This window comes from Janthinobacterium rivuli, assembly GCF_029690045.1.
GTDB classification, from domain to species: Bacteria; Pseudomonadota; Gammaproteobacteria; order Burkholderiales; family Burkholderiaceae_D; genus Janthinobacterium; species Janthinobacterium rivuli.
In genome coordinates, this window is the sequence record NZ_CP121464.1 from 63,398 (window position 1) to 82,191 (window position 18,794).

12 protein-coding genes and 4 tRNA genes are annotated in these 18,794 nt (G+C 60.4%); 12 read left to right on the forward strand and 4 right to left on the reverse strand.

Features of this window, described 5'->3' with window-relative positions; all coding sequences use genetic code 11:
* Positions 1 to 153: 153 nt before the first annotated feature.
* The gene (gene uvrA, locus P9875_RS00270) at positions 154 to 3,003 is read left to right on the forward strand and encodes an excinuclease ABC subunit UvrA (RefSeq protein ID WP_035823012.1); all 2,850 of its coding nucleotides are present in this window, start codon (positions 154 to 156) and stop codon (positions 3,001 to 3,003) included.
* Between the two features lie 194 nt (positions 3,004 to 3,197).
* Here uvrA and P9875_RS00275 read toward each other — a convergent pair whose 3' ends face one another.
* Positions 3,198 to 5,069 (reverse strand): phosphoenolpyruvate carboxykinase (GTP), encoded by a 1,872-nt coding sequence (locus P9875_RS00275; RefSeq protein WP_035823014.1) that lies wholly within the window; start codon positions 5,067 to 5,069, stop codon positions 3,198 to 3,200.
* Between the two features lie 328 nt (positions 5,070 to 5,397).
* Here P9875_RS00275 and P9875_RS00280 point away from each other — a divergent pair, with 328 nt between their 5' ends.
* Complete coding sequence (locus tag P9875_RS00280; RefSeq protein WP_278317297.1) at positions 5,398 to 6,411, forward strand: D-2-hydroxyacid dehydrogenase family protein; 1,014 nt, start codon at positions 5,398 to 5,400, stop codon at positions 6,409 to 6,411.
* On the opposite strand, the gene P9875_RS00285 is transcribed toward P9875_RS00280, so the two are convergent.
* Positions 6,399 to 7,172 (reverse strand): L-asparaginase, encoded by a 774-nt coding sequence (locus P9875_RS00285; protein WP_278317298.1) that lies wholly within the window; start codon positions 7,170 to 7,172, stop codon positions 6,399 to 6,401. The two genes, P9875_RS00280 and P9875_RS00285, sit on opposite strands and share 13 nt — an antisense overlap.
* A 161-nt stretch (positions 7,173 to 7,333) precedes the next feature.
* Between P9875_RS00285 and P9875_RS00290 the strand changes: the two genes are divergently transcribed.
* Together P9875_RS00290 and P9875_RS00295 are read left to right on the forward strand one after the other, a co-directional pair.
* Positions 7,334 to 7,819: an asparaginase domain-containing protein gene (locus tag P9875_RS00290; RefSeq protein ID WP_034781194.1), complete on the forward strand. Its 486-nt coding sequence runs from the start codon at positions 7,334 to 7,336 to the stop codon at positions 7,817 to 7,819.
* 607 nt (positions 7,820 to 8,426) lie between these two features.
* Complete coding sequence (locus P9875_RS00295; RefSeq protein ID WP_278317299.1) at positions 8,427 to 11,108, forward strand: TonB-dependent receptor; 2,682 nt, start codon at positions 8,427 to 8,429, stop codon at positions 11,106 to 11,108.
* Between the two features lie 135 nt (positions 11,109 to 11,243).
* Here the strand turns inward: P9875_RS00295 and P9875_RS00300 are convergent, their stop codons facing one another.
* The gene (locus P9875_RS00300) at positions 11,244 to 12,140 is read right to left on the reverse strand and encodes a recombination-associated protein RdgC (protein ID WP_035823026.1); all 897 of its coding nucleotides are present in this window, start codon (positions 12,138 to 12,140) and stop codon (positions 11,244 to 11,246) included.
* 118 nt (positions 12,141 to 12,258) lie between these two features.
* Positions 12,259 to 13,377, reverse strand: a complete 1,119-nt coding sequence (dinB, locus tag P9875_RS00305; protein WP_051959201.1) for a DNA polymerase IV — start codon at positions 13,375 to 13,377, stop codon at positions 12,259 to 12,261.
* 221 nt (positions 13,378 to 13,598) lie between these two features.
* On the opposite strand from dinB, the gene P9875_RS00310 reads away from it, so the two are divergent.
* The 8 genes from P9875_RS00310 to P9875_RS00345 all read left to right on the forward strand — a co-directional run bounded on the left by P9875_RS00310 (position 13,599) and on the right by P9875_RS00345 (position 18,786).
* Entirely contained in the window at positions 13,599 to 15,761 is a 2,163-nt protein-coding gene (locus P9875_RS00310; protein WP_278317300.1) for a S9 family peptidase, read from the forward strand.
* Positions 15,762 to 15,860: 99 nt separating this feature from the next.
* A tRNA-Val gene (locus tag P9875_RS00315) sits at positions 15,861 to 15,936 on the forward strand.
* Positions 15,937 to 15,990: 54 nt separating this feature from the next.
* Positions 15,991 to 16,067, forward strand: a tRNA-Asp gene (locus P9875_RS00320).
* Positions 16,068 to 16,283: 216 nt separating this feature from the next.
* A tRNA-Val gene (locus P9875_RS00325) sits at positions 16,284 to 16,359 on the forward strand.
* A gap of 57 nt (positions 16,360 to 16,416) precedes the next feature.
* Positions 16,417 to 16,493: transfer RNA gene (locus P9875_RS00330), tRNA-Asp, on the forward strand.
* A 101-nt stretch (positions 16,494 to 16,594) separates the two neighbouring features.
* The gene (locus P9875_RS00335) at positions 16,595 to 17,698 is read left to right on the forward strand and encodes a hypothetical protein (protein WP_278317301.1); all 1,104 of its coding nucleotides are present in this window, start codon (positions 16,595 to 16,597) and stop codon (positions 17,696 to 17,698) included.
* Positions 17,689 to 18,315, forward strand: a complete 627-nt coding sequence (locus P9875_RS00340; protein WP_278317302.1) for an ABC transporter ATP-binding protein — start codon at positions 17,689 to 17,691, stop codon at positions 18,313 to 18,315. The genes P9875_RS00335 and P9875_RS00340 overlap by 10 nt, the downstream gene beginning before the upstream one ends.
* A 132-nt stretch (positions 18,316 to 18,447) precedes the next feature.
* Complete coding sequence (locus tag P9875_RS00345) at positions 18,448 to 18,786, forward strand: CzcE family metal-binding protein (RefSeq protein WP_278317303.1); 339 nt, start codon at positions 18,448 to 18,450, stop codon at positions 18,784 to 18,786.
* Positions 18,787 to 18,794 lie beyond the last annotated feature (8 nt).

An 18,794-nucleotide genomic window follows, 5' to 3' on the forward strand; every position in this document is an offset into this window, starting at 1 on the left:
GGCACGTTCGCCTGGCGGCGCAATCCGCCCGTGACTGCCTCAGGCATGCAGAGCAAAACCCGGCTATAGTTACAGGTTGACCCGTTGTGGCTCCTCATCCGCACCCAGGCACAATGCGCCGGCCGCACCACTCACTGAAAGCAAGGCAATCACATGGAACAGATCCGCATTCGCGGCGCTCGCACGCATAACCTCAAGAATATCAATCTCGATTTGCCGCGCAATAAGCTGATCGTGATTACCGGCTTGTCCGGCTCCGGCAAGTCCTCACTGGCCTTCGACACCCTGTACGCGGAAGGCCAGCGCCGCTACGTCGAATCGCTGTCGGCGTATGCGCGCCAGTTCCTGCAGTTGATGGAAAAGCCCGACGTCGACCTGATCGAAGGCTTATCGCCCGCCATCTCCATCGAACAGAAGGCAACGTCCCACAACCCGCGCTCGACGGTCGGCACCGTGACGGAAATCCACGATTATCTGCGCCTGCTGTATGCGCGCGTGGGCACGCCGTACTGCCCCGACCATCCGGAAAACGCGCTGGCGGCCCAGTCCGTGTCGCAAATGGTCGACGCCGTGCTGGCCATGCCGGAAGACACCAAGCTGATGATCCTGGCGCCCGTCGTCGCCAACCGCAAGGGCGAACACGTCGATCTGTTCGAGCAGATGCAGGCGCAGGGCTTCGTGCGCTTTCGCGTGCAGAGCGGCACGCATGCGGCCAAAATCTATGAAGTCGATGACCTCCCGAAATTAAAGAAGACGGAAAAACACACGATCGACGTCGTCATCGACCGGGTCAAGGTGAACCAGGAGATCAAACAGCGCCTGGCGGAAAGTTTTGAGACGGCCCTGCGCCTGGCCGACGGCCGCGCCATTGCCTACGAGATGGATACGGCCCAGGAGCACGTGTATTCGAATAAATTCGCCTGCAATGTGTGTGGCTATTCCCTGCAGGAACTGGAACCGCGTCTGTTCTCGTTCAACAACCCCATGGGCGCCTGCCCTGAATGCGACGGCCTGGGACACATTGAATTCTTTGACCCGAAACGCATCGTCGCGTTCCCGAACCTGTCGCTCGCTTCCGGTGCCGTCAAGGGCTGGGATCGCCGCAACCAGTTTTACTTCCAGATGCTGTCGAACCTGGCCGCCTTTTACGAGTTCGACCTGGACATGCCGTTCGAGCAGCTGGACCTCAATTCTCAACAAGCCGTGCTGTACGGTTCCGGCAAGCAAGTAATTCCGTTCAGCTATGTGAACGAACGGGGCCGCACCGTCATCAAGGAACACACGTTCGAAGGCGTGGTCAACAATCTGCAGCGCCGCTACCGCGAGACGGATTCGATGGCCGTCAAGGAAGAGCTGGCCAAGTTCATCAATGAAAAATGCTGTCCCTCATGCGACGGCGCGCGCCTGCGCGTGGAAGCGCGCTTCGTCAAGGTCGGCACGGGCAAGCAGCAACGGGCCATCTATGAAGTGGCCGAAAAACCGCTGCGCGAGACCTTGGAATTCTTTGAAAAGCTGAAACTGACGGGCGCCAAGAAAGAAATCGCGGACCGTGTCGTCAAGGAAATCATTTCGCGCCTGAAATTCCTCAACAATGTGGGCCTCGACTACCTGTCGCTGGACCGCAGCGCCGACACGCTTTCCGGCGGCGAAGCACAGCGCATCCGCCTGGCATCGCAGATCGGCTCCGGTTTGACGGGCGTCATGTATGTGCTCGATGAACCGTCGATCGGCTTGCACCAGCGCGATAATGACCGCCTGATCGAAACCTTGAAACACTTGCGCGACATCGGCAACAGCGTGCTGGTGGTCGAGCATGACGAAGACGCCATCCGCACGGCCGACTACATCGTCGACATGGGCATTGGCGCGGGCGTGCACGGCGGCGAAATCATCGCCGAAGGCACGCTGCCCGAGATCTTGAAGAACAAGAAATCGCTGACGGCGCAGTACCTGAACGGCAAGCTGAAAATCGCCGTGCCGGCCAAGCGCCACGCCAGCAATCCGGAAAAGCAGCTGGTCATCACTGGCGCGACGGGCAACAACCTGAAAAAGGTGTCGCTGAGTTTGCCGGTGGGCTTGATGACGTGCGTGACGGGCGTGTCCGGCTCGGGCAAATCGTCGCTCGTCAACGATACGTTATATCCGGCCCTGTCGCGCCATCTGTACGGTTCGCAGACGGAGCCGGCGCCGCACGACTCGATCAGCGGCCTGGAACACTTCGACAAAGTCATCTCCGTCGACCAGGCGCCGATCGGCCGCACGCCGCGCTCGAACCCGGCCACTTATACGGGCTTGTTTACGCCGATCCGCGACCTGTTCTCCACCGTGCCGACGGCCAAGGAACGCGGTTACAGCGCGGGCCGCTTCTCGTTCAACGTCAAGGGTGGACGCTGCGAAGCGTGCCAGGGCGATGGCGTGATCAAGGTCGAGATGCACTTCTTGCCCGACGTCTACGTGCCGTGCGACGTGTGCCACGGCAAGCGCTACAACCGCGAAACCCTGGAAGTGCAGTACAAGGGCAAGAACATCACGGAAGTGCTGGGCATGACGGTGGAAGAGGCGCATGAATTCTTCAAGCCCGTGCCCCTGATCGCGCGCAAGCTGCAAACCCTGCTCGACGTGGGCCTCGGCTACATCAAGCTGGGCCAGAGCGCCACCACCCTCTCGGGCGGCGAGGCGCAGCGCGTGAAACTGTCGCTGGAACTATCCAAGCGCGACACGGGCCGCACCCTGTACATCCTCGATGAACCGACGACCGGCTTGCACTTCCACGACATCGATTTGCTGTTAAAAGTCATCCACCGCCTGCGCGACCAGGGCAACACCCTCGTCATCATCGAGCACAACCTCGACGTCATCAAGACGGCCGACTGGATCGTCGACCTGGGTCCTGAAGGGGGCGCAGGCGGCGGGCAGATCATCGCCTCGGGCACACCGGAAGACGTGGCGCTGAACCCGGCCAGCGTGACGGGCAAGTATCTGGGACCGCTGCTCAAGCAATAAGAGTGGCAGCACAATAAAAAACGGCGCGGATTGCTCATGCAATCCGCGCCGTTTCTCTTTTTGATAGCACCCCAGTCATTGCCGGCGTGTCATTTATCGCACGCCAGTCTTTGCCAGCGTGTTTCTCCCCCACTACAACTCTCAACACCTGACAAGCTACTGCGCTGGTCAGGTGCCGCTTTACGCTAACTTAGTTATGCACTCAGCCGCTTTTCCAGCGCAGCCTTGTGATCTGCCAATTCCTGCGGCAGATGATACGCGAGTTTTTCAAACAACTCCGTATGCAATTTCAACTCTTCCACCCACGCGGCCTTGTCGATCGAGGTGATGGTGTCGAACTGTTGCTGCGTGAATGGCAAGCCATCCCAGTTCAGGTCGCCATACTGCGGCGTCGTGCCGAACAGGTTTTCCACGCCGCCCGCCTTGCCTTCGATACGCTCGAGCATCCACTTGAGCACGCGCATATTGTCGCCGAAGCCAGGCCAGACGAATTTGCCAGCCTCGTCCGTACGGAACCAGTTGACGCAGTAGATCTTCGGCAGGGCGGCCGGGTTGACCTTGCCCACCTTGACGCCCATGTCCAGCCAGTGCTGGAAGTAATCGCTCATGTTATAGCCGATAAATGGCAACATGGCAAATGGATCGCGGCGCACGACGCCCATCTGGCCCACGGCCGCGGCCGTCGTTTCCGAGCCCATGGTGGCGGCCATGTAGACGCCTTCGACCCAGTTGCGCGCTTCGGTGACCAGCGGCACGGTGGTCGAGCGGCGGCCGCCGAAGATGAAGGCCGAGATCGGCACGCCGGCCGGATCGTCCCAGGCAGCATCGATCACCGGGTTTTGCGTTGCCGCCACCGTGAAGCGCGCGTTCGGGTGCGCCGCCTTGGTGCCGGACGCCGGCGTCCAGTCCTTGCCCTGCCAGTCGATCAGGTGGCTAGGCGCTTCTTTCGTCAAACCTTCCCACCACACGTCGCCGTCGTCCGTCAGCGCCACGTTGGTGAAGATCGTGTTGTCGCGCATCGAGGCCATGCAGTTGTAATTGGTTTTTTCGTTGGTGCCCGGCGCCACGCCAAAATAACCGGCTTCCGGGTTGATGGCGTACAAACGGCCATCGGCACCTGGCTTGATCCAGGCGATATCGTCGCCGATGGTGGTCACTTTCCAGCCGTTAAAACTTGCCGGCGGGATCAGCATGGCGAAGTTGGTCTTGCCGCAAGCCGACGGGAACGCCGCCGCCACATAATGCTTCTTGCCTTCCGGCGATTCCACGCCGAGGATCAGCATGTGTTCGGCCAGCCAGCCCGGATTGTTGTCCGATGCTTGCGCTTCCTGGTAGCCCATGTTCGAGGCGATGCGCAGGGCGAAACATTTCTTGCCCAGCAAGGCGTTGCCGCCGTAGCCGGAACCGAAGGACCAGATTTCGCGCGTTTCAGGGAAATGCACGATGTACTTGGTGCTGTTGCACGGCCATTTCACGTCGGCCTGGCCAGCGGCCAGCGGTGCGCCCACGCTGTGCACGCACGGCACGAACTCGCCATCCGTGCCCAGCACGTCGTACACGGCACGGCCCATGCGGGTCATGATCTTCATGTTGACGGCGACATACGGCGAATCGGACAGTTCCACGCCGATGTGCGCGATCGGCGAGCCCAGCGGGCCCATCGAGAATGGCACGACGTACATGGTGCGGCCACGCATGCAGCCGTCGAACAGGCCGTTCAAGGTGTGGCGCATTTCGCCAGGTTCGGTCCAGTTGTTCGTCGGGCCAGCCGCTTCTTTCGTTGCCGAGCAGATATACGTGCGGTCTTCGACGCGGGCCACGTCGCTCGGATCGGAGCAGGCCAGGTAGGAATTCGGGCGCTTTTCGGCATTCAGTTTTTTCATGGTGCCGCTGGCAACCATTTCAGCGCACAGGCGCTCGTACTCTTCTTGCGAGCCATCGCACCAGTAAATACGCTCTGGCTTGGTCAGCGCGGCAATGTCGGCCACCCAGTTGATCAGTTTCTGTTGTTTAATATAAGCTGGGACGTTGAGTGCGGCGACGCCACCCATGACGGGCTGATTCATATTACCTCCAATACCAATAAAAGAAATTCTGGTCGTTCCGGCAAGACAGGCAGCATCGTTGAGAAGTGGCTGCGGCTCACTGCGGGCGGTGTGTTCACGCGGGCAGGGCTCTGGTGTCGTGTACCTGGATCATGCACCCAGGCTGCAGGAACAGTTTGCGCTATAACTATAATTAGGAAGCTTCAAAAGTGCCGGCGATTGTACACCCGCGTAACAGCTATTCTCGCAAAAATGTAGGAGAATAGCCTGACTAATGTAGTAGGCTATTCAGCATTTTCCGTATCCTGTTATTTCCCTACCAAATCCTCACTAAAATCGGCCATCCACCATGAAAATTGCCATACTTGATGATTACCAGGATGCCGTGCGCGGCCTCGATTGCTTCCAGTTGCTCGATGGCCACGAGGTCAAAGTGTTCAGCAATACGGCGCGGGGCCTGGGCCAGCTGGCGATCCGCCTGGCGCCGTTCGACGCCCTGGTGCTGATCCGCGAACGCAGCAGTTTCAACCGCGCCTTGCTGTCGAAGTTACCGAACCTGAAACTTATTTCGCAAACGGGCAAGGTCAGTGGACACATCGACGTGCCGGCCGCCACCGAGCTGGGCATCGCCATCGCGGAAGGCATCGGCTCGCCCACGGCGCCGGCCGAACTGACGTGGGCGCTGATCATGGCGGCGCAGCGCAAGATCGTGCCCTACGCGCAACATTTACAGGAAGGGCTGTGGCAGACGTCGTCGCTGGAGCCAACGCGCAACACGCTCGGCACGGTATTGAAGGGGCGCACTCTGGCGATCTGGGGCTACGGCAAGATCGGTCAATTGATCGCCGGCTATGGCCGCGCTTTCGGCATGACCATCCTCGTGTGGGGCAGCGAAGCGAGCCGAGCGGCGGCCGTGGCGGCCGGCGATACGGCGGCAACATCGCGCGAGGCCTTCTTTGAACAGGCAGACGTATTGACCTTGCACCTGCGCCTGTCCGACGCCACGCGCGGGCTGGTAACAAGCGAGGACCTGGCGCGCATGAAGCCCACTTCCCTGTTCGTCAACACGAGCCGCGCCGAGCTGGTCGCCGATGGCGCGCTGGAAGCGGCGTTGCCGCAGGGGCGCCCGGGCGCCGCCGCGCTGGACGTGTTTACGGACGAGCCGCTGCCACCAGGCTCGCCATTGCTGCTGCTGCCGAACGTGCTGGCCACGCCACACCTGGGCTACGTCGAGCGTGACAGCTATGAGCTGTATTTCCGCTACGCCTTGCAAAACATCGTTGATTTTACGCAGGATCAATGCACGCGCCTGCTCAATCCCGAAGCATTGCAGCATGCGCGGCAAGCCCCTCAGGAACGCTGAAACCCCTTAAGCAAGTCCGGCTCGCCCGTGATGCGGATGGCTGGCGCGGGCAGCACGTGGCGGCCACGCCACAGGCCGGCCCAGCCGGGCGGCCAGGCGATGTCCGGCCCACGGTACGGCGCCACGCCGGCGCGCACGGCGACGACCGGCACGGGCGGCACGTCGGGCAAGGGTTCGCCTGGCGTGCGCTGCATGTCCAGGCTGTACATGTAATTGGGTAATAAAGCGTCGCAGACACGGCCAAACCACGCGCTATGGTCGTCGTCGCGTCCCAGCGCCTGCGCCAGGCCTTGCGGGTCGAAACGGGCCAGGGCGTCGATCAGCTCGCCAGTGGTGGCGCCGGGCGTATCGCCCCAGCCCATCACGGGGTTGACGTTGTAATCGGCGCCCGAACCGTACCAGCCTTCGCGCCAGGGCCGCTGCATCCAGTCGCGCGGCCCCGTAAACAAATGCCAGCGCCAGTGCAGGCCCGACGGTTTCGGCCACGAATACAGATACAGTTTTTGATAACCGGCCTGGTGCAGCTCGCGCACCATGGCCATCAGGCGCGCGTGCGGCATGCGGTCCGGTGGCGCGCGCCTAAACAGGATCGCTTCGCCATCGGCAAATTGCACGTCGTCGGTCGACAGGTTCAGATCCAGGGTGCGCGCTTCGCTGCCGAAACGGGCGGCGATCCAGCCCGTCAGCAAATTGACGGACGTGATCACCCCGTAACCGCGGTGGCGGTGAAAAATGACGGTGCCGGGAGCGAGCGCTTTCATACGGAGTCGGGGTGGCAGGCAAACAAAGAAACCAGTGTACTCACAGATGGCCAAATTTTCCAGATGCGATCCGCAACGGCCCGACGCGGCCCGCCATTCACGCAAGGCACACAATCCACGCTATCATGCGCGTCATTCTCCACTGACATCGTGACCACATCATGACTTTGCGCATACTCGCCACTGGCGGCACTTTCGACAAACACTACAACGAATTGAACGGTACCCTGGGCTTTTCCGACAGTCATTTGCCGGCAGCGATTGCCCGCGCGCGCATGACGGCGCCCGTGGCGCTGGAGCAATTGCCCCTGCTCGATTCACTCGACATGCAAGATGCGGACCGTCAGCGCGTGCTGGCCTCGTGCCGCGCGGCGCAGGAGAAAGCCATCGTCATCATCCACGGCACCGACACCATGCGCGAAACGGCGCAAGTGCTGGGCGCGGCGAACCTGCAGCAAACGGTGATATTGACGGGCGCCATGATTCCCTACGAAATCGACAATTCCGACGCCCTGTTCAACCTCGGCTTTGCCTGCGGCGTGGCGCAAACCTTGCCAGCCGGCGTGTACGTGGCCATGAATGGCCAGATCTTCGCCTGGGACAATGTGCAAAAGAACCGCGCCGCCGGCGTATTCCAGCCTTTGTAAGCCGATGCCGGACAGGACGCGGCAGTCAGACCGGCACACGGTCTGACTGAGACGCTGTCACAATTGGACCAGCCCGTTTTCAACGGGCTTTTTTACGTTTTTCTGCCTTTCAAAAATTCTGCAATGTGACAGATTTCGTCGAATTATTGCAGGTAAAACATCGAATTGCCAATACAATAATTTTATGTTGTAAAAAAACGCCATTCATCATTTTTAAAAACACCGATATTATTAAATATAAAACTGCAATTTAACAATTAACTTAAATATTCTTCTGTATCCGTAATTTATTGCCAAATCCGACACGGTTGATATGCATTTTTTCTTGCTGAGACGACATAATGTTCGCCTCGACAAGTCAAAAGTGCATTTATAACAATATTGCGCTAAGTAGTCTTCCACCTCCCACCGACGTGGTTCCGCCTACCGTACACGAGCACCGCTGGTCATCTATCCGATGGCTTATACGTGCTCGTGTACTGCTTGTCGTTATTAAAACTACTACGGAGTAATTGTTACAATGGCATTTAAAGAAAAAATTGGCGTACGCAGCGTACGCCTGGCCCTGACCGTTCTGGCAGGTAGCGTCTTGTTCTCTGGCCAATCCATGGCGGACGAAGCAATTCAAAAAGTTGAAATTACCGGTTCGAGCATCAAGCGTATCGCTGTCGAAGGCGCCTTGCCTGTGCAGCGTCTGTCGCAAGAAGCAATCGCCAAATCGGGCGCCACTTCGGTAGCCGACCTGATCCAGGCTCTGCCAGCCATGCAAGGCTTCACCATCGGCGCAGTTGCTGCCGGTTCTGATTCGGGCGGCAATACCAGTGCATCGCTGCACGGTATCGGCGAGTCCTACACCCTGGTGCTGTTGAACGGCCGCCGCATCGCGCCACAAGGTTCCGGCACCACGGTCAACCTGAACGCCATCCCGATGAGCGCCGTTGAGCGCGTCGAAATCCTGACCGACGGCGCTTCGGCCCTGTACGGCTCGGACGCCATTGCCGGTGTACTGAACTTCATTCTGAAGAAAAACCAGCAAGGCGCCACCCTGGAAGCCACTTACAGCGCTCCGGAAGCCAAGGGCGGTAACGCCTGGAACACCAGCGTCACCTACGGTTTCGGCGACCTGGAAGAAGACCGCTTCAACGTGCTGTTGTCGTACCGCCACGACGAGCAGTCGAAACTGATCGCGACCGACCGCAAATTCGCCGATACCTCGTTCCTGAAATTCAACCGCGGCGGCAAGAACTATATCTGGGACCGCACCAGCCCCTCGGCTTCGGCAGCAGGTGCCACTGTTGCCTACAATGATAATACTTCGACCTCGTTCACCCCATATCTGAAGCAAAACAACGGAAATTGCCCTGACAATTCCTACGTCACGCCCAAAAATCGCAACAGTTGCGGCTTCGACACGGGTTCCACCGTGGAAATCGTGCCGCAATCGAAACGCGACAGCCTGTTCTCCAAAGCAACCTACAAGCTCAATGACAGCCTGAACGCGTTCGCCGAACTGGCCTACTCGCGCTACGACCTGACGGCCCGTATCGCCGCCAACCCGATCCCCATCTCGATCGCGCAAACGGTAAAAAACCCTGTCACCAACGTTGACGAGCTGGTGTTCAACAATCCAGCTGCCTACGCGAAATACGTGCAACCTTACCTGTCGCCAGCGCAACAGGGAAACATCAAATCGGTCACGGCCAACTACCGCAGCAGCGACTTCGGTTTGCGTGCAAGCCAGACCGTTACCCAAACCAAGCACATGGTGGTTGGCGTGGAAGGCGAACTGGGTGCATGGAACTTCGAAAGCGGCCTGACCTGGTCGCAAAACTCGATCGACGAGCGTTACACAGGCGGCTACGCGACAAATCAGGGCTTCAATGACATCCTGGCCAATCCGGATTTCGATGCGTTCGCGTTGAACAAAAAGCCATCCGTGCAAGCGCAAGTCGCCGGCGCGCAGTTCGTCGGCTCCGTGCGTACCGCATCGACCACCATGCGCGGCATCGACACGCACGGTTCGCGTGAATTGTTCTCCTTGCCAGGCGGCAAGGCCAGCCTCGGTATCGGCGGCGACTACCGCACCTACCGCTATGAGCAGTCGCCAGGCGCCACCAGTGACGACATCTACAGCTTCAACACCAAGGCTACCTACGACATGAGCCGCGACACCTACGGCGCGTTTGTCGAGTTGCTGGCACCGTTGACCAAGTCGTTCGAAATGACCGTTGGCGGCCGTTACGATGCTGTCAAGGCGATCGATGACAAGCGGAACAGCAAAACTGTCGGTAAAAAAGACAGCGCCAATACCTACAAGGTATCGGCACGCTGGCAGCCGGTACAAACCGTGCTGATCCGCGGCTCCTACGGCACGGGCTTCAAGGCGCCAAGCATGCTGGACATCGCTCAGCCACTGGTCAACGCCGGCTTTACTGCCAAGGCATTTGACTGCCCACACCCGGGTAACGCACTGTGCCGCGGCGAACCAATTCAATACAACGCCGTATCGGAAGGCAATCCAGAACTGCAATCGGAAAAGTCGAAACAGTTCACCCTGGGTTTCCGTGTCGAACCTAGCTCGGCCTTCTCGTTCGGCGCCGACCTGTGGGATGTGAAACTGCGCAATGCCGTCTCGGAAATCACCGAAGAGCAGGCATTTGCCGATCCGGACAAGTACGCTGCAAGCTTCTCGACCTACAAGGAGCCTACGACCGGCAACGTCTACTACGCGTTCAAGAAGCGCTCGGTCAACATCGGCAAGAAGGAATACCGTGGTATCGACTGGGATCTGTCGGCCAACCACAAGTTCTCCTTCGGCAAGCTGACCGCCCAATTGAGCGGTACGCACATGTTGCACGCCAACTACACCAAAGCAGGCAGTGACAGCGTCTACACCAGCAACATGGACTTCTTCGGCGATACCAACGAAGTCACGTTCCGCAACCTGATGAAGCTGACGACGACCCTGGATACGGGCCGCCTGAGCAACACGGTAACGGTCAACTACCGTAACGGTTACACCGATGCGGCAGCAACCGTGTACAACGAGGACACCAAAGCCAAAGTAGAGGACTTCCGCCTGCAAGTACCGTCGTACACGACGTTCGACTGGCAAGCACGTTTCGCCTTTGACAAGCAAACCACGATCCGCGCAGGCATCAAAAACCTGTTCGACCGTGCACCGCCGCTGTCGCTGCGCGCTTCGTCGGGCCACCAGGTTGGTTTCGACCCACGCTACGCCGATCCGATGCTGCGTTCGTTCTACATCACCGGCAACTACAAGTTCTAATTTGACGTTGTGAATTAGCTTGTCCGAAAAGCGCCTTGCACCTCACCGTGCAAGGCGCTTTTTTTATGCACCCGCATATTGCATAGGCGAAAAAAAAGGAGCCGCAGCTCCTTTTCCGTACCGGCATGACTACACTTATGCAGTCGCTTCGCCACCGAGGGCTTCGACCACGTCGGCCATCAGCTTGGCGAGCTCGCCCGTCATCAGCATCACGTCGCCGTCGAAACGCTCTTCGTCGTTCTTCGTGCTCGATTCCGTTTCCTTGATCACGTCCAGCGGCTTGACGCTCTTGATAGCCAGGGACTCCGTCAGCACGAACGAGATCTTGTCGTTCCACGTCATGGCCAGGCGCGTGCACTGCTTGCCGGCCGCGATGTGGCGGCGCACGTCGTCCGCTTCCAGCGTGTGGCGCACGTAGCGCACGGTGGCCTTGCTTTCGCCCGTGGCGCGCAATTCCGTGTCCATGTCGACCGTGAAGCCGGCCGGCGCATCGTCCGCTTGCAGCCATTCCGTCATCACCGCCACGGGCGAGCGCTGCACGCGCAGGCTTTCCAGCGGCAGTTTGTCGACGGCTTTGAGCAGCAGCTTGATGACTTCATCGGCCTTTGCCGGGCTGGCGGCATCGACCACCAGCCAGCCATTGACGGGATCGATCCACGTCCAGACGTTGCTGCGGATGCTGAAGGCGCGCGGCAGCAGCTCGTCGGCCACGCGTTCCTTCAATTCCTTCATGGCCTTTTTACCAGGCGCAAACCCTTGCGCTTCTTCCATCTCGGCAGCGCGGGCCTTGGCCACCTGGTTGATGACGGTCGCTGGCAAGAGTTTCTTTTCCGTGCCCAGCAGGATCAGCATCTGCTTGTTGACCACATGGACCAGGCCGCCGTTCGGGCGTGGCGTATCCCAGCCCTGGCGCATCAGATCCATGCTGGTCGCCGGCGTAAATTTGTTCGAGGACAAGGCCTCTTCCAGTTGTTCTGGCGTATAGGCCCATGGTGCGGGCAGGCGGTAAATCTGAAGATTCTTGAACCACATAGTTTTTGTCTTCCGTTTGTTTCAGTAGTGCCAGGGGAACGCCATTCTACACTTTCGACACGGGAATGCCGTCAAAAGCGCGGACTGGCGCGGTGTTGTTGATGCGTGGGGAATGCCGCTACAGGGCGGGAAACAGCTCCGCCTGGGCTGGGGCCTGCCGCGTCACGATGGCCGGATCGGACAAGGTCGAAATGCGCACGCCCAGCAGGCGGATTTTCTTTTCAAATGGCACGCGCCGCAAGCAATCGCGGCTGGCGCGCAGGATGGCGGCGGCGTCCGCCGTGGCGCTGGGCAAGGTGATGTCGCGCGTGACGGTGCTGAAGTCCTCGAAGCGCAGCTTGATGCCCACCGTGCGCCCCGCCAGCGACTGTTTGTCGAGGTCGCCCGCCACGCGCGTGCACAGGCTTTCCAGCTTTTCCGACAGGGTGGCGCGGTCGCGCACCACCTGCAAGTCGCGCTCGAACGTCGTTTCGCGGCTGACGGACTTGGTTTCCCGGCTCGTCTGCACGGGCCGCTCATCGATGCCCAGCGCCGCCTGGCGCAGCCAGCCCGTGTACAGGTCGCCAAACTGCGTGCGCAGCATGGCCATGTCGGCCTGCGCAAGCTCGCCGATGGTGACAATGCCCAGCGCTTCCAGCTTGGCCGTCGCCTTGGGGCCGATGCCGTTGATTTTTTTCGCCGGCAAGGGCCACACGCGCGTGGCGATATCTTCGGGCGACAAAATGGTCAGCCCGTCGGGTTTTTCCAGGTCGGAACAGATTTTGGCCAGCAATTTGTTCGGCGCCAGGCCGATCGAGCACGACAGACCCGTCGCCTCGGACACGGCCGCCTTCAGGCGCGCCGCCATGGCCGGCGCCTGCTCGCCGTATTCGGTCAGGTCGACATAGATTTCATCGATGCCCACGTTCTGGATGATGGGGCACAACTGGGCCACGGCCTGCTTGAAGCGGGCCGAATAGTCGCGGTAAGCCTCGAAATCGGCCGGCAGCAGGATGCTGTCGGGCGCCAGCTTGGCCGCCTTCATGATGCCCATGGCGGAAAACACGCCAAACGCGCGCGCCGCATAGGTCGAGGTGGTGACGACGCCGCGCCCCACATAGTCGCGCATGCGCGCAAACTGCCGCGTGCCATCTTCCTGCAGCACGGGCTGCTGCAGGCGCCCGCCGCCGATGACGACGGCTTCGCCGCGCAGTTCCGGATATTTCAACAGTTCCACGGAGGCGAAAAAGGCGTCCATGTCCAGGTGGGCTATCCAGCGGCGGGATTCAGGCAATGTAGGGGCAGATGCGGTCAAGGACACCTCGCGGCGGGATGCTGTCGGATACTGTAATTATATACAGTATCGCTGCAAATGCCAGTGGACGCAAGCGCCAGGACGGTATTGATTGAAATCATGATTGGCTTTTCTATTTAGCAAGAATAGAATCGCTGCACAACAACGAAACCTAGGGAGTTGCCTTGTCCACAGTACCTCACGTCTTACGCCGACTGGCCGTCTGCTCATCCATCGTGCCGGCCCTGCTGCTGTCCACCTTGGCGCCATCCGCGCTGGCCGACACCACCACCATAGCCGCCAGCGCACCTGTCGCCGCCAAAACGGCCTGGCAGGAAACGCGCCACGGCACGGTCGTCACGGATGACTACCGCTGGCTGCAAAAGAAAACCGATCCTGCCGTCATCGACTACCTGAATGCGGAAAACGCCTACACGGCCGCCGTCACGGCGCCGATCCAGCCGCTGGCCGACAAGGTGACTGCGGAAATCAAGGGCCGCATGCAGGAAGTGGACTTGTCCGTGCCCGCGCGCCAGGGCAATTTCTACTATTACACGCGCGTGGAAGCGGGCAAGCAATACCCGATCCATTGCCGCCGCCCCGTCGGCGCCAGCGGCGCCTACGATGCGCAGGCGGCTGAAGAAATCCTGCTGGACCAGAATCAATTGGCCGAAGGCCACAAATTCTTTGCCGTGCGCGCCTTCAGCGTCAGCCCGAACGAACAGTTGCTGGCCTACACCACCGACACGACGGGTTTCCGCCAGTACGAGCTGCATGTCAAGGATCTGAAAACGGGCAAATTGCTGGGCGACAGCATGCCGCGCGTGACATCGCTGGCGTGGGCGGCCGACAACGCCACCCTGATACTGACGCAGGAAGACGCCACCACCAAGCGCGCGGACCGATTGTTCCGCCTGCCGCTGGGCGGCACCTTGCAGCAGGTCTACCACGAGCCGGTGGAACAGTTCGCCATCGGCGTGAGCCGCACGCGCGACCATCGCTACTTTGTGCTCACCGCGCGCAGCACGGATACCAGCGAAGTGCTGTTGCTGCCAACTAGCACGCCGCAAGGCAGTTTCCAGAGCGTGCTGAAACGCGAAAAAGGCCACCGCTACGGCATCGAGCACCGCGACGGCCAGTTGTATATTCTGACCAACAAGGAGGCGAAGAATTTCCGTGTCGTCAGCGCGCCGGTGGCTGCCCCGCAGCCGAAGAACTGGAAGAGCGTCGTGCCGCACAACAAGGATGCCGTGATCCAGTCCATCGACGTCTTCCAGGGCTACCTGGTGGTGATGGAAAAGGCGCGCGCCCTGAACCGCGCCCGCATCCTTGATTTTGCGCAAAAGAATTGGAAAACGGTGCAGTTCGACGACCCCGTCTACCTGGCCACGGCGGCCGGCACGCCCGAGTTTTCCGCCACACAATTTCGCATGTCTTACCAGTCTCCCGTCACGCCGCCCACCGTCATCGACGTCAGCATGCAAGATGGTAAGCGCACGGTGCTCAAGCAGCAGGAAATCGTCGGCGGCTTTGACGGCAGCCGCTACACGACGCAGCGCCTGTGGGTCAAGGCGCGCGATGGCGTGCAAGTGCCGCTGTGGATCGTCTACAAGAAGGGCGTGAAACTCGACGGTTCCGCGCCGCTGCTGCTGTACTCGTATGGCTCGTATGGCATCTCGACGGAAGCCAGTTTTTCCATCAGCCGCATCAGCCTGCTGGAGCGGGGCGTCATCTATGCGCAGGCGCATATCCGCGGCGGCACGGACATGGGCGAAGCGTGGCATGAAGACGGCATGCTGATGAAGAAGAAAAACACCTTCAATGACTTCATCGACAGCGCCGACTATCTGGTGCGCGAAAAATGGACCAGCCCGAACCGCCTCATCATCCAGGGTGGCAGCGCGGGCGGCTTGCTGATGGGCGCCGTCGTCAACATGCGCCCCGACCTGTTCCACGCCGTGCACGCGGCCGTGCCGTTCGTCGACGTGATGAACACCATGATGGACGCCAGCCTGCCGCTGACCACGGGAGAATATCTGGAATGGGGCGACCCGAACCAGAAGGCCGCCTACGACTACATGCTCAGCTACTCGCCTTACGACAACATTGCGCGCAAGAATTATCCCGCCATGCTGGTGACGACGGGCCTGAACGACAGCCAGGTCATGTACTGGGAGCCGGCAAAATACGTGGCCAAGCTGCGCGCGTATAAAACGGACGGCAATCCCCTGCTGTTGAAAACGAATATGGGTGCAGGCCACGGCGGTGCCTCGGGCCGCTATAACGCCATCGCCGAGAACGCATTCAATATGGCGTGGATGCTGTCGCAGTGGAATATCACGGAATAATGTGAAAAAAGCGCTTGCAGAAGGATTTTAGCCGTCCTATAATAGCGCCTCTTCCAGACGTGGTGACAAACGTCGGGATGGTTTTCTGAGACAAGCAACGGGTGCTTAGCTCAGTTGGTAGAGCGGCGCCCTTACAAGGCGTAGGTCGGGAGTTCGAGCCTCTCAGCACCCACCAAATCAGAAAACTGTCCAGTGCTTCATGGATCAGCAACACAGATCATACGAGCTTGGAGTGGTAGTTCAGTTGGTTAGAATACCGGCCTGTCACGTCGGGGGTCGCGGGTTCGAGTCCCGTCCGCTCCGCCAATAAAAGAAAAGCCCTTTGGTTCTCTGAACCGAAGGGCTTTTCCCATTTCAGAAGCCAAAAACACGCCAATCCCCCCTCGCCCGAACATTTTTGCGTTTTTCAGCAAAAAAATGCTTTTATCCCATAAGAATAGTTGCACAACGGGGAAAGCGCCCCCTATAATAGTGCCTCTTCCAGACGTGGTGACAAACGTCGGGATAGTTTTCTGGGTATGCGGGTGCTTAGCTCAGTTGGTAGAGCGGCGCCCTTACAAGGCGTAGGTCGGGAGTTCGAGCCTCTCAGCACCCACCACCAATACAGAAAATTATCCAGTGCTTCATGGATCAGCAATACAGATCATACGAGCTTGGAGTGGTAGTTCAGTTGGTTAGAATACCGGCCTGTCACGTCGGGGGTCGCGGGTTCGAGTCCCGTCCGCTCCGCCAATAAAAGAAAAGCCCTTTGGTTCTCTGAACCGAAGGGCTTTTCCCATTGTGGGGCCGCAAATGCTCTAGAATCAGCGCTACCCTGACTCCACTCCTGCCTGATGCGCCTGCCCCGCAGCTTTTCCCCCTATCTTGCCCTGCGCTTGCGCCTGGCCCATCATGCTTTGCTGCAATTCGCCGCCAGCCTGACGAGTTCCATGGAGATCTTCTTTTTCCTGGCCGCTCCCGTCTTGCTGGGCCTGCTCAGCGTCATCGCCCTGCCCGGTTTTCTCGCCATGACCTTACCCTGGCCCGCCGCCCTGGGCCTGCTGGGTGCGCAAGTGCTGCTGACGTGCATGCCCACCTGGCTGCTGCGCAAGCGATTGTTGCCGGCCAATACCGCCGCCTGGCTGCGCCAGCTGCCCTTGCCGCCGCACCTGCGCTGGCAAGCCGATATCGCCGTGGCCAGCCTGCTGATGCTGCCGCTGGGCTTGGCCTATGCCGTCTCGACCAGCATCTGGCTGGCGCAGTCGCCACCCTGGTTGCGTCCGGTCGTCGCGCCCGGCATTGCCGCCACCATCGCCGTCTGGCTGCTGACCTGGCTGTTGACGACGCTGATCGTGGCGCAGCGCCTGCGCGCGCCGCGTCCCGCCCAAGCGGCGCGCCCGTCAACGATGACGGCATACGTGCCGCAAAGGCTCCGCTGGCGCACTATGTTCCTGTGGCGACAGCTATTCTGGCTGCCGTTCTGGCGCAACGAAAATGTGACCGGCCTGCAGCAAAGCGTGCTGCTGGCCACGGCTGGCGCCAGCATGCTGGCCTGGCTGCTGCGCACACCGCTCGTGCCCGCGCCGCTGCTTGGCTTGCTGGCCAGCGCCAGCCTGGTCATCGTGACGGACCGCGGCGACAAGGCCGTGCGCGAGCAGATCGCCGTGCTGCGTCCCGTGCTCAACGCCTGGCCCCTGGCCAGCGGCAACCTCATCCGCCTGGCCTGCGCGGCCAGCCTGCTGCCGGCGTTGACCGTGCTGCTGGGCGCCGGCGTCTTGCTGTACATCATCGATCCGGCAACCTTGCAGCAGCGCGTGACCAGCGTCTACGCCATCACGGCCTGCGCGGCCCTGCTGGCCATCGTCGGCCTGCCCCGCCTGACGGCACGCGGACGCGTCGCCCTCGTCGTTTTCTCCATCCTTGCCTTGAGCGCCATCGGAAGCGAATTATGGAATTGAATGCCACCTCTCCCGTGCTGCACATCGAGCACCTCGATTTTCACTTCCCCACGCACAGCGTGTTCCAGGGATTCAATCTGCAATGCGGTCCCGGCATCAGCTGGCTGCGCGGCGCGAACGGGGCCGGCAAGACGACCTTGCTGAAGCTGGCGGGCGGCGCCCTGCTGCCCGCGCGCGGCACCATCCGCCTGGACGCTATCGACAGTGGCTGCATGCCGCTGGCCTACCGCGCGCAAGCCTTCTATTGCGGCGGCGACCTACCCGCCCTGCCCTGGCTGCAAGTGCACGAGTTTCTCGACCTGCACCTGGCCCTGTATCCGGGCTGCGACCAGTCTCTGCTGAACGACGAGTTGAGCGCGTTTGCCCTGACGTCCACCCTGCAGCAAAGCATCAACGCCCTGTCCCTGGGCCAGCACAAAAAGCTGCAACTGGCGCTGGCACTGGCCTTGCCCGTGCGCCTGCTGCTGATCGATGAACCGTTCAACGGCCTCGATGCATCCGCCATGGCGTACCTGCGCCAGTGCCTGTCCGACCCGTCCCGCCTGGCGCGCCAGTGCATCGTGCTGACCAGCCATCTGGCGCCGGACGTGCCGCTGGCGGCGACGGTGGAAATATAGACAGGAAATACAGCTTTGCAGATCGGCCAAGGACAGCTTACGATGCCGTGTTGCAAAAACCGGTGATCCCGGTGCAACCACCATAAAACGGCGCGGTTATTCACCGCGTCCAGTCTATTCTTGGAGATCAGCATGTTGAACACCCACCGCCGCGCCCTGGCCATCCTGTGCGCCACCCTTGCCACCTCGGCCATCGCGGCCGGCCCCACGGGCACGGCCGCCGACTATGGCAGCAGCGCCCCGCACGCCGCCGCCCAGCGCGGCATCGAGCTGCAGCCCGACACGCGCCACATCAACGTTACGCGCGGCGAAACCGTCACCATCGCGCGCGCCGGCCAGCGTTTTACGTGGCACGTGCAAACTTTTAACAACAAGACCGTCTTCGCCCTGAGCGACATCGCGCCGAAGGACATGCCCGTCGATGGCATCCAGGTGTATGTGGCCGCCAATCCCCTGTACGCGGGCAGCTAAGTTTCTTC

Excerpts from the sequence above, each read along its gene's own strand:
- P9875_RS00280 (WP_278317297.1), top strand. The coding sequence starts at position 5,398 with ATGAAAATTGCCATACTTGATGATTACCAGGATGCCGTGCGCGGCCTC.
- P9875_RS00290 (WP_034781194.1), top strand. The coding sequence starts at position 7,334 with ATGACTTTGCGCATACTCGCCACTGGCGGCACTTTCGACAAACACTAC.
- uvrA (WP_035823012.1), top strand. The coding sequence starts at position 154 with ATGGAACAGATCCGCATTCGCGGCGCTCGCACGCATAACCTCAAGAAT.
- dinB (WP_051959201.1), bottom strand. The coding sequence starts at position 13,377 with ATGGACGCCTTTTTCGCCTCCGTGGAACTGTTGAAATATCCGGAACTG.
- P9875_RS00300 (WP_035823026.1), bottom strand. The coding sequence starts at position 12,140 with ATGTGGTTCAAGAATCTTCAGATTTACCGCCTGCCCGCACCATGGGCC.
- P9875_RS00340 (WP_278317302.1), top strand. The coding sequence starts at position 17,689 with ATGGAATTGAATGCCACCTCTCCCGTGCTGCACATCGAGCACCTCGAT.
- P9875_RS00285 (WP_278317298.1), bottom strand. The coding sequence starts at position 7,172 with ATGAAAGCGCTCGCTCCCGGCACCGTCATTTTTCACCGCCACCGCGGT.
- P9875_RS00335 (WP_278317301.1), top strand. The coding sequence starts at position 16,595 with ATGCGCCTGCCCCGCAGCTTTTCCCCCTATCTTGCCCTGCGCTTGCGC.
- P9875_RS00295 (WP_278317299.1), top strand. The coding sequence starts at position 8,427 with ATGGCGGACGAAGCAATTCAAAAAGTTGAAATTACCGGTTCGAGCATC.
- P9875_RS00345 (WP_278317303.1), top strand. The coding sequence starts at position 18,448 with ATGTTGAACACCCACCGCCGCGCCCTGGCCATCCTGTGCGCCACCCTT.
- P9875_RS00275 (WP_035823014.1), bottom strand. The coding sequence starts at position 5,069 with ATGAATCAGCCCGTCATGGGTGGCGTCGCCGCACTCAACGTCCCAGCT.